The 9,871-nt window shown below is 31.9% G+C and carries 12 protein-coding genes; 2 read left to right on the top strand and 10 right to left on the bottom strand.

Annotated features, from left to right (window positions below):
• Positions 1 to 510: 510 nt before the first annotated feature.
• Together ACSVH9_RS06715 and ACSVH9_RS06710 are read right to left on the bottom strand one after the other, a co-directional pair.
• Complete coding sequence (locus tag ACSVH9_RS06715) at positions 511 to 1,737, bottom strand: ABC transporter permease (protein ID WP_438063024.1); 1,227 nt, start codon at positions 1,735 to 1,737, stop codon at positions 511 to 513.
• A gap of 36 nt (positions 1,738 to 1,773) precedes the next feature.
• Complete coding sequence (locus ACSVH9_RS06710) at positions 1,774 to 2,274, bottom strand: YkgJ family cysteine cluster protein (RefSeq protein ID WP_438063023.1); 501 nt, start codon at positions 2,272 to 2,274, stop codon at positions 1,774 to 1,776.
• A gap of 53 nt (positions 2,275 to 2,327) precedes the next feature.
• Between ACSVH9_RS06710 and ACSVH9_RS06705 the strand changes: the two genes are divergently transcribed.
• Both ACSVH9_RS06705 and ACSVH9_RS06700 read left to right on the top strand, forming a co-directional pair.
• Positions 2,328 to 3,035, top strand: coding sequence for a class I SAM-dependent methyltransferase (locus tag ACSVH9_RS06705; RefSeq protein WP_438063022.1), 708 nt, complete (start codon positions 2,328 to 2,330; stop codon positions 3,033 to 3,035).
• Between the two features lie 2 nt (positions 3,036 to 3,037).
• Positions 3,038 to 3,574 carry a YfiT family bacillithiol transferase gene (locus ACSVH9_RS06700; protein ID WP_438063021.1) on the top strand — a complete coding sequence of 179 codons (537 nt, stop codon included), beginning with the start codon at positions 3,038 to 3,040 and terminating at the stop codon, positions 3,572 to 3,574.
• Positions 3,575 to 3,593: 19 nt separating this feature from the next.
• Here ACSVH9_RS06700 and ACSVH9_RS06695 read toward each other — a convergent pair whose 3' ends face one another.
• The 8 genes from ACSVH9_RS06695 to ACSVH9_RS06660 form a co-directional block, all read right to left on the bottom strand.
• Positions 3,594 to 3,989: an energy transducer TonB gene (locus tag ACSVH9_RS06695; RefSeq protein ID WP_438063020.1), complete on the bottom strand. Its 396-nt coding sequence runs from the start codon at positions 3,987 to 3,989 to the stop codon at positions 3,594 to 3,596.
• Positions 3,990 to 4,249: 260 nt separating this feature from the next.
• On the bottom strand, positions 4,250 to 4,882 hold the full coding sequence (locus ACSVH9_RS06690; protein ID WP_438063019.1) for a 7-carboxy-7-deazaguanine synthase QueE: 633 nt from the start codon (positions 4,880 to 4,882) through the stop codon (positions 4,250 to 4,252).
• 129 nt (positions 4,883 to 5,011) lie between these two features.
• Complete coding sequence (locus tag ACSVH9_RS06685; protein WP_438063018.1) at positions 5,012 to 6,721, bottom strand: tetratricopeptide repeat protein; 1,710 nt, start codon at positions 6,719 to 6,721, stop codon at positions 5,012 to 5,014.
• Positions 6,696 to 7,601 carry a PstS family phosphate ABC transporter substrate-binding protein gene (locus ACSVH9_RS06680; RefSeq protein ID WP_438063017.1) on the bottom strand — a complete coding sequence of 302 codons (906 nt, stop codon included), beginning with the start codon at positions 7,599 to 7,601 and terminating at the stop codon, positions 6,696 to 6,698. The genes ACSVH9_RS06685 and ACSVH9_RS06680 overlap by 26 nt, the downstream gene beginning before the upstream one ends.
• A 5-nt stretch (positions 7,602 to 7,606) precedes the next feature.
• A complete protein-coding gene (locus tag ACSVH9_RS06675; RefSeq protein WP_315147953.1) occupies positions 7,607 to 7,834 on the bottom strand; it encodes a hypothetical protein in 228 nt (75 codons plus the stop codon).
• Complete coding sequence (locus ACSVH9_RS06670; RefSeq protein WP_159689952.1) at positions 7,834 to 8,634, bottom strand: energy transducer TonB; 801 nt, start codon at positions 8,632 to 8,634, stop codon at positions 7,834 to 7,836. The genes ACSVH9_RS06675 and ACSVH9_RS06670 overlap by 1 nt, the downstream gene beginning before the upstream one ends.
• 37 nt (positions 8,635 to 8,671) lie before the next feature.
• Complete coding sequence (locus ACSVH9_RS06665) at positions 8,672 to 9,232, bottom strand: ExbD/TolR family protein (protein WP_438063016.1); 561 nt, start codon at positions 9,230 to 9,232, stop codon at positions 8,672 to 8,674.
• A 19-nt stretch (positions 9,233 to 9,251) separates the two neighbouring features.
• Positions 9,252 to 9,869: an ExbD/TolR family protein gene (locus tag ACSVH9_RS06660; RefSeq protein ID WP_438063015.1), complete on the bottom strand. Its 618-nt coding sequence runs from the start codon at positions 9,867 to 9,869 to the stop codon at positions 9,252 to 9,254.
• Between the last annotated feature and the right edge of the window lie 2 nt (positions 9,870 to 9,871).

The raw sequence follows: 9,871 nt of genomic DNA, 5'->3' as shown, positions 1-9,871 counted from the left end.
TTCTTATCAATCTCTCAAGGAACTTTCCGTATTTTGCGGGGTGCAAAGGTAAGTAACGTTTTTATTTCTCACAAACTTTTTTTGATATTTTTTTTTCGAAAATTTCTTTTCTTTTATCTCAATCGCTTGTCAGTATTTAAATGAACGTTGCCGTTGTTGCGGGTGCAAAAGTAGACCCTTTTTTCGTTTAAACAATACCTTTTTCAAACTTTTTTTGATTTATTTTTTAATGCATTAATAACGTGAAGTTTAAAATCTATTATTTTTGAGATTTTCTAAAAAAGTAATTTGATATGTTGGCAATTTTGTAAAATCGGAACTCAAAAACACATACGTAATGATAGATTAGCAATAAATGCGTTAGGGATAGCAGTGAAAAGCCCACAGACTAGTGTAGTGATAACGAAACTAGTCGAGGACTAGTAACGTATAGCCCGGCTCCTTATATATAGTAAAACCAACATCTAATAAAACCAAAAACTTCTCTATATATAAGGAGAACGCCATAAATCAATCGTAACGAATAGCTCGAACAGGTGATATACGAGTTATTATATAGGAAGGAATTAGTAAAACTAGGAAACAGACCAAAACTGTCATCAGATTTAATACTAAGATATATGTTAAGTTAAAATAGACCGGAGCTTCATTAACATAATAATTCTCTGGGTTTAATTTGATAATGCCAAAATAATATTGAAACAATAATATCGCTATCCCGATAAGATTCCCCCAAAACAAACCTCTTGCAACTAAATAGAAAGCATTGTAAAGAAATATTTTTCGAATGGACCAGTTATCCGCTCCCAAAGCCTTTAATATTCCTATCATTTGAGTACGCTCAAGTATAAGAACTAATAATGCGACCACCATATTAATGGTAGCGACAAGAATCATGACTACAAATATTACAATGATATTTATATCAAACAACTTTAACCATTCAAAAATATAACTATACTTTTCTACAATCGTTTTGCTGTCTAAAACAGACGAAGTCTCTTCATAAACCTTCTCCCCTATTTGCTCTATAGCACTAAAATCATTCACAAAAACTTCAAAAGCACCAACTTGATCTTTATTCCATTTATTTAGTTTTTGAACATGTCGAATATCACCCAAGATGTAAGAAGCGTCAAATTCCTGAAAACCTGAATTGAATATGCCAACAATTTTTAAATTCCGAATGGAATAACCGTTGGGCTTCATAAAATAAGTATGAAAGGAATCCCCTAATTTCAACTTCAATCTTGAAGCTATAATTGATGAAACAACTACTTCCTGATTGAGTGAACCCATACAATTGGGCAATCTCCCCTGTACCAAATATTCTTTTATAAACTTCCAATCATAATCCCTGCCTACTCCTTTAAACATAATGCCTTCAAAAGCAGTTTCTGTTCTAATTATAGCTGCTTTAACAGCGACGGCTTGAATGTGTTCTACTTCAGGAACATTCTTGAAAGTCGGATAAAAAGATTGTCGAATTGAAACTGGAACTAATGTTGCTTCTGATTGATTGCTGTCAAAATTAGATATAACAATATGCCCATTAAATGCAGCAATTTTCTCCCTTATCTTCTGTTGCAGACCTATCCCCGTAGAAACAGAAACCAACATCATAATAATACCTATTGCGATTGCAGCAATGGCAATATTTATAATAGGAGCAGAAATACTACTTTTATAATCCTTTGACGTAATTAATCGTTTGGCGATAAAATATTCTAATTTCAAATGTGTGTAATAATTAAATTAATTTGAAGAACATCTCTATAATACAATTTTCTTTTTCATTTCCTCTACAATATTATATACCGCAGGACAAATTGGAATGTTTTTCATTGTAATAGCAGTAATCTGTTGGAACTTTTTTCTGTCGGTATGCGGAAATTCCCTGCAAGCTTTGGGACGAACTTCATATATAAAACAAGTGTTGTCATGATCCAAAAAACTACAAGGCAACTTTTGCAAAACATAATCTTGGTCTTCATCAATTCGCAAATATTGAGAAATGAATTGTTGTGGTTTAAGCCTAAGATGCTTTGAAATTCTTTCAACATCTGCAGATGTAAACAATGGGCCCGTTGTTTTACAACAATTAGCACAATTTAAACAGTTTGTTTTTTTAAACTCATTATCATGCAGTTCTTGCATTATATAATCCAAATTTTTAGGCGGTTTCTTTTTAAGCTTATCGAAATACTTTTTGTTTTCGTTATGCTTATCTTTGGCAAGTTTATTTATTTCCGATAAATCAGGCTTCAACTGCATGGCTTTTTGTTATTTCACAAAAGTAAACTTAAATCACTAAATACCGATAAAAAATGAAAGACCTTTTTGGACAAGCAATATATGATTATCATTTCAACAATACACCAGAAAACATATTCACAGAGACCTCCATATCAGAAGAAGATGAAATGGAAGTTAGCTATTTATTTAGAGAATTCAATGAAATGCCAATAATTGAACAAAAAGCAATTACATTATCAAAAGGAAAAATACTCGATATTGGGTGTGGTGCTGGAAGTCACAGCCTCGAATTACAAAATAAATTACAGCTAGATGTAACTGCCATTGATATCTCTAAAAAAGCAATAGCAACATGTATTGCACGTGGAATAAAACAAACAAAAGTCTGCGGTATATTAGATTTAAACGAAAATACACAATACGACACAATCCTTTTACTAATGAATGGGACAGGTATTTTTGGCACAATAAAGCAAATATCCATCTATTTGAACAAGTTAAAAAGACTACTCCTTCCAAATGGGCAAATTCTTATTGACTCATCAGACATAATATATATGTTTGATGAAGATGAAGATGGCGGAAAATGGATTCCGGGAACTAATTATTATGGTGAATTAACATTCAAATTAAAATACAAAAACGAAGTAGAAGAAGAATTTCCGTGGCTATACTTAGATTACAATACTTTACAAAATGCAGCAATTGCCAATGGTTTTAAATGTGAATTAGTCCTTGAAGGAGAACATTATGATTATTTAGCTAAACTAACACTATAAAAATGGAAACAATAGAAAAACTAAAGTACCCAATTGGACAATTTAAAGCTCCATCAATATACACAGGAGAGTATTTAATTGAAAAAATAAGAGAAATTGAGATTTTCCCTGAAACTCTTAACAAAACAATTAGTCAACTAAATGAAGAACAGTTAAACACATCTTATCGCCCAGATGGATGGACTATACGACAAGTAATACATCATTGTGCCGATAGTCATATGAACTGTTTTATAAGAATAAAATGGGCATTAACAGAAAAAGAGCCTGTTATAAAATATTACTATGAAGGATTATGGGGAGAAGGAATTGACAATAAAACAATGCCTATTGAACCAACAATTCAACTTTTAAAGGGTTTACATTTTAGATTAGCGTTTTTGTTAAATTCATTAAATGAAGATGAACTAAACAAAACTTTTGTTCATCCAGAACACAATAAAACTTTCGCAATAAAAGAAATAATTGGAATGTATGCTTGGCATTGCAATCATCACTTGGAGCATATTGTCCAATTAAAAAAGAGGGAAAAATGGTAATCATTTTTCCTTCTTTTTATTAACTTTGGCTCATAAGTTTTAAAGAAAACTCATAGTACACTCTAACAGGCTTACCATTATGCTCTCCTGGCTTCCATTGAGGGCATTTAGCCATAACCTTTTTGATTTCATTTGAAGCTGTTGCATCAAGGTTTTTCAATACTTTAACACTTGAAACCATACCGTCGACTTCTATCACAAAACCAACTTTTAAAATACCAGTAGGACCGTCGTAATCAGGTAGGGAAAAATTTTTTGAAACAAAATCCATAAAATTAGTATAAGACCCCGGAAACTCAGGCCTCACTTCAACTGTATTATACTCAACAATCTCGTCATTAGCCATACTAAGACTTTGAGATTTAGCACTATATAAAACAAAAAAACAAGCTGTAAAAAATAAAATTCTTTTCATAAATATATAGATTACATTAGATAAAAAAATAGCACGTCCTAAATAACTTAATTGTAAATATATCTAAAAAGAGCTAAAAAAAAACGATAACCTCAAAAAAACACTTGATTTTTTTTACACTTGATAACCATAAATTACACATAACTGATAAACAGTTGTTTAGCAATAAGCAAAAAAGAATCTTCTTATTTTTTAAAAATTTGAAAGCATTAAAAAAAGGCCGAAGGCCTTTATAAACAACTTATCCAGTAAAAAAAACACTAAGGTATGTTTAGATATTTATGAGTCTGCAATGAAACTCTCCACTTGGGATTATTCATGACATAATCAACAATTAAAGGAGTCATCTCTTCTTTCTTGCTCCATTCAGGCTGAAGAAACAATAAAGCATTATCATTTACTTTTGAAGCTTGTTCTTCTGCAAAGACAAAGTCGTGTTTATTATAGATTATAACCTTTAACTCATCGGCATTATCATAAACCGTTTGAGTAGGTAATCTATTTTTTTTAGGAGACAAACAAATCCAATCCCAAGTACCAGACAAAGGATAAGCACCAGAAGTTTCAATATGTAATTTTAATCCACGCTCCTTTAATTTTGAAGTCAACAGCGTCATATCCCAAGTCAAAGGTTCTCCACCAGTAACAACAACAGTATCTGCATATTTAACTGCATTATCAACGATTTTATCAACACTAGTCGGTGGATGTAATTCTGCATTCCAGCTCTCTTTAACATCACACCAATGACAACCAACATCGCAACCACCTATACGAACAAAGTAAGCAGCTGTTCCTGTATGAGAACCTTCTCCTTGAATAGTATAGAACTCTTCCATTAGAGGCAACATAGCTCCCCTGTTCACTTCCAATTGTATTTCTTTTGACAACATCTCTTTACATTAAAAGTGCAAAGATACTACTTTAACTACTATGCTAGGCAAAAGAAAAGTACTTGATATAAAAAACAAAAAAAAACGACAACCAAAAGATTGTCGTTTTAAAATATTAAATAGTACTCCTTACTTTAAAGTAGCTAAGGATTTTGTAGCATAATCATTAGTAGGGTCAATTGCTAAAGTCTTATTAAAATATTCAATTGCTTTTGCTTTATCTTTATTAGCATAACTAGCTGCTAGATTGTTATAACTTTCAACAATCTTAGTTTTGTGAGTTGCATTTGCCAATTCACCTTTTTCAGTAAGTTTTGCTATGTAAGATTCATAGTTCTTAATAATAAACTCTTCATTCTCTGCAAGCCTATTAATACGAGCTTTATACAAAAAAGCATCTTGATATGAAGGAGCAGCAACAATTACCTTATCTAAAGCTGCGTCAGCATTTTTCAACTCAATTGGGTCTGCTTTAACATCTTTTTTACTGTTTCCATATAATACAGATAAACCGTAGTAAATATTATCATCTACATAGTTTTTATCTTCAGTATTTTTAGTACCTAACTCAAAAATAGGAGCTGCTTCTTTATAGAATTTTTTTGAGAATAATTTTTTTCCAATATCATTCAAATCCTCAGTTGCTAATGGCTCTAATTCCAATGCTTTCTTCAAATCTACTAATCCAGAAGCATAAAGAGTTGGATCCATTGTAAGTCCATCAGCAGCAATAGCTTTTTTAAACTTAATTTCAGCTAAATAAATATAATCCTTAGCAATAACTTTACTATTTGGATTAGCTATAAAACTTTCTAATGATTTCAACGCAACATCAACATTTCCATTCTCAAATGCAGAATATGCCAAGTAACGATAAATCCTTGGATTAACTTTATCCAATTCAATCATTTTATTAGCTTCTTTCTCAAGCTCAGGCCAGTTTTTCAACAAAACTAAGAAGTCAGCTCTTCTCATTCTTGATGCCAAAGAATAATCTGTCATTGACATGTACTTATCATAATTAGAAATTGCTAATTGCATGTTCTCAGAAGCTTTTGAAGGCTTATTTCTACCCCATTTATAATAGGTTTCCGCTAACTCTCTGTAAACAGGACCATAATTAGGATTAATAGCAATAACTTCATTAAATGAATTAATAGCTAAATCATACGATTTTGCACCTTTTAACAAAACACCTAACTGCATTTTTGCTCTCAACATTGTAGGATCAATTTGAAATGCACTTCTATATGAAGAATACGCCTCATTTTGTTTGTTTTCTAAATAATAAGCATCACCTAAAGCCAACAACAAATCAGCATTTTGTGGACTATCAATTTTTGCTCTTTCAAGTATTGTTATTGCATTTTTATAATCAGGTTTAGAAATATTCATATAAGCACGTGCAATGTACGTAGGCACAGTAGCATCTTTGCGCTTCGCGTCTTTAATCGCTATATCAAAATTACTTTGAGCAGCTGTTTGATTTTTTGCTTCCAAATCTAACTGTCCTAAACCAATGTAGTTTAGCTTAGCTCCATCAGAGCCAGTAATCCCTTTTTGATAATATATTTTTGCAGAATCTAATTCTTTTTGGGACATATATACATTCCCAAGCAAAAAAGACGCTGTACCATTTGAAGGTTTAGCTTGCAAAAGAGATTTCAATATCGTTTTGGCCTTTTCAAACTGTTCTGCATCAATTGCTTTTTTTGCTTGATCTATATCTTGTGCATTTACAAGAGTAAAAGAAGCAAAAAATGCAACACTAAAAAATTTTAATTTATTCATCTTCTTTTCTATTAATTTATATTTATTCTTTTGCATTCTCAATTTCATTTCTAACGTTTAATTTTCTTCCTGGCACCCTAACTGGCAATAATCCTGATTTAAGGACTATTCGTTGTCCAACATCACCAGCGATAAAGGATGCAAAGCCCATTCCTAGTCCTGAATACCCTTGGCAATTTACAATAAACAAATCTCGTGCCAATGGATAAGTACCTTCGGCTATATTATTTTGCGTAGGGCTAACAAATGAACTTCCATTTAGCGCTTTCACACTTAAAACATTAATGTTCTCCAAATAAGGCAACATTTTTGAAGAAGGTTCAGATATCCAATTCACCCCAATAACACCAATCATTCCATTATTTTCAGACACAAACTTGATTACTTCTTCATTTGACTTAAAGGAATACACACCATTTTCTGGAAGCACATCAACTTTGGCTAACTTTTTAATATAACTAACCGTACTGGAATTAGGATTATCAAAAACCAAACCTTTAATCGCATTACTAGAATTCCCTTTCATAAACTCTATAACGTCTTTTAAGGCTAATAAAGTATCATTAGAAGTTTTATTTCTAACCAATGCAATTGCGTCAATCGCAAAATTAGTGATTTTAGGTATAATCTTTTTTTGAGAAAAGTTAATTTTTTCTTTTTCTGATAAATTTCTAGTTAAAACAGCAACACCCGTCTTACCATTAAACAAATCGTTTAACGTTTCCGCTTCAGATTTTGGCACTAACTTAATGGTCGCATCATATTTGTTTTGAAAAACATCAGCTTGAGCTTGAATCAGAGGCAGCACTGTTTCATCAACAGTTATGGTAACATTACCTTTCAAAATCGTTTCTTCATTCTTGTCATACTTACAAGAATAGAAGAAAAACAAACAAGAAAAAACAACCAAGAGATTACTATGTTTCATAACAACTATTTATTAGAATTATAAAATCTTTGAAAACGGATAATTGAATAAACAATCAACAATACACCAAGAGCAATTCTATATTTGAATTCCATTGCTAAAGGCAATTCTTTCCAAAAGATTACAGCTAAACCAAGAACCAAATAGACTAAAAAAAACAATAAGCCTATAACGAGAAGAAATCGCTCTTTAGGCGATTTCTTCTTCATATTATCAACTAAATTTGCAATCATTACTCGGCTGATTGAATAGTAATTGGAAGAGAGTATAAAACCCTAACTTTCTTACCATTTTGTTCACCAGGAATCCATTTTGGACATTTGTTCAAAACTCTAATTGCTTCTTTTCCTGTTCCGTATCCGATATCTCTTAATACTTTGATATCAGTTAATGAACCATCTTTTTCAACAACAAAAGTCACATAAACTTTTCCTTTTAAACCTTCTTCTTCTGGAGCTTGGTAATTATTCCCTACAAATTTGTAGAATTTTTCCATACCCCCAGGGAATTCAGGTTTTTGCTCAATACCAGCTGTGTTATATACCGTATTGTCTTCTTCAACAACAGCAGCAGTACCAGTACCAACTGGTTCATCAACTGTTAAAATCGCATCTGGATCACCTTTAATAGTTTCAGCACCAATGTTCTTGTCTTTGATTTGTTTAACCTCAACAATCTCTTCTACTACTTCTTCTGCTTTCGCCACTACTGGCTTAACAAATTTCACTTGATCCACTTTTGGTTTTGGTGGAGGTGGTGGCGGAAGATCTGGTTTTTTCTCTTCTTGTTTTTTAGGCGGTAATTTTACCGCTGTGATTTTAACATCAAGATTTTCATCATCATCAGAAGAGTTAGGTAATAAACTTGCAATAAGAGGCGCACTAACCGCTAAACTGAAAACAATGGCACCCATAATAAGGGCTCTCATTGAAGTCTTACGATTAGATTTTCTTAATTCATAAGCTCCATACAATTTATTACGTCCTTCAAAAACGATATCAAGCCATTGATTTTTTAATATATCTAATTTCATTTTTCTTAATTATTAGGTTATTGACAAAGTAGCTATACTAATTTGCCGCTAACAATTTTTGTTCCTCTGGCGAAAACTCGTTTACTATAGCATAAGTAGGTACATCTACTATAGCCATCTCATCCAATATATCCACCAAGTTGCGGTAAGTTGCTTTTTTACTTGGTTTAATAATTACAATAATTCCGTTCTTTGGTTTCCCTTTAGATGCAGAATATTCTAACACTGATTGTCTTCTAGATAATAATTCTTTACGAATACCATCTTTTCCATAAGCAAAATCTTTAGGAGCTGCAAGTGGAGCATTTATCATACCCATATAGGATACTAACTTTCCATTCTCCCCCAACAATATAGTCATTGTACGATTTTCATCAACTTTGATATCTTGTTGTTTTTCATTATCATCTGCTTTATCTGGCAAGCCCAAATTCATAGATTGGGGTTTTGATAGCGTTGTAGTCAACATAAAGAAGGTAATCAATAAGAAGGCCAAATCCACCATAGCAGTTAAATCTACTTTTGAATTTTGTTTTTTACTTCTTACTTTTCCACCACCTTTTTTGCCTCCACCGCCACCGGTATTTAATTCAGCCATTATAGTGTGTCTTTATTAATTAAAAATTCTTTCCTCTTAAACCAGTAACCAAACTAAAGTTGTTGATTTTTTGATCTTGCAAAATATCCATTACTTGTTTAATTGTAGCATATTCTTCTTTAGCATCTCCTTTGATAGCTATTTCTAATTCTTTATTATTAATATCAATATTAGCTCTTCTTGAATTCAAAAGCCATTCTTTTAATTGATTGTCTAAAGAATCTTTTGGAATACCTGGTTGTCCTGCTTTAGCTCTATCTGACGCCTTCATATCCAAAATTTGTTTTAGATTTTGAAGTGGCACACCAAAACTTTCCATTAAAGCAAATTTGTTTGTATCATCATCAGAAAATTCTAATTCATATTTTTGCCCCATTAATTCTAGGGTTTTTTTACGAACTTCTCTTCCTTTCAAATCAAAAAACACTTTTCCTTTACCAATAGTAATTGTAGCCAAGTTATCTGTAGGCAATTTAGTTTGCACTGTAGATTGTGGCGTATCCACTGGTAAAACTTCAGGAGCTTTAGCTGTAGCAGTCAAAATAAAGAACGTTAGCAAAAGGAACGCAACATCACACATCGCGGTCATATCAATGGATGTGGATTTTTTTCCTCCTTTAGTATTTAATTCTGCCATTT

Source organism: Flavobacterium sp. RSSB_23, from assembly GCF_051547145.1.
Taxonomy (GTDB): domain Bacteria; phylum Bacteroidota; class Bacteroidia; order Flavobacteriales; family Flavobacteriaceae; genus Flavobacterium.
Note: the sequence above shows the minus strand (reverse complement) of the source record. Positions and strands in the feature narration are given on the sequence as shown.

Excerpts from the sequence above, each read along its gene's own strand:
- ACSVH9_RS06710 (WP_438063023.1), bottom strand. The coding sequence starts at position 2,274 with ATGCAGTTGAAGCCTGATTTATCGGAAATAAATAAACTTGCCAAAGAT.
- ACSVH9_RS06705 (WP_438063022.1), top strand. The coding sequence starts at position 2,328 with ATGAAAGACCTTTTTGGACAAGCAATATATGATTATCATTTCAACAAT.
- ACSVH9_RS06700 (WP_438063021.1), top strand. The coding sequence starts at position 3,038 with ATGGAAACAATAGAAAAACTAAAGTACCCAATTGGACAATTTAAAGCT.
- ACSVH9_RS06695 (WP_438063020.1), bottom strand. The coding sequence starts at position 3,989 with ATGAAAAGAATTTTATTTTTTACAGCTTGTTTTTTTGTTTTATATAGT.
- ACSVH9_RS06690 (WP_438063019.1), bottom strand. The coding sequence starts at position 4,882 with ATGTTGTCAAAAGAAATACAATTGGAAGTGAACAGGGGAGCTATGTTG.
- ACSVH9_RS06685 (WP_438063018.1), bottom strand. The coding sequence starts at position 6,721 with ATGAAATTGAGAATGCAAAAGAATAAATATAAATTAATAGAAAAGAAG.
- ACSVH9_RS06680 (WP_438063017.1), bottom strand. The coding sequence starts at position 7,601 with ATGAAACATAGTAATCTCTTGGTTGTTTTTTCTTGTTTGTTTTTCTTC.
- ACSVH9_RS06675 (WP_315147953.1), bottom strand. The coding sequence starts at position 7,834 with ATGATTGCAAATTTAGTTGATAATATGAAGAAGAAATCGCCTAAAGAG.
- ACSVH9_RS06670 (WP_159689952.1), bottom strand. The coding sequence starts at position 8,634 with ATGAAATTAGATATATTAAAAAATCAATGGCTTGATATCGTTTTTGAA.
- ACSVH9_RS06665 (WP_438063016.1), bottom strand. The coding sequence starts at position 9,232 with ATGGCTGAATTAAATACCGGTGGCGGTGGAGGCAAAAAAGGTGGTGGA.
- ACSVH9_RS06660 (WP_438063015.1), bottom strand. The coding sequence starts at position 9,869 with ATGGCAGAATTAAATACTAAAGGAGGAAAAAAATCCACATCCATTGAT.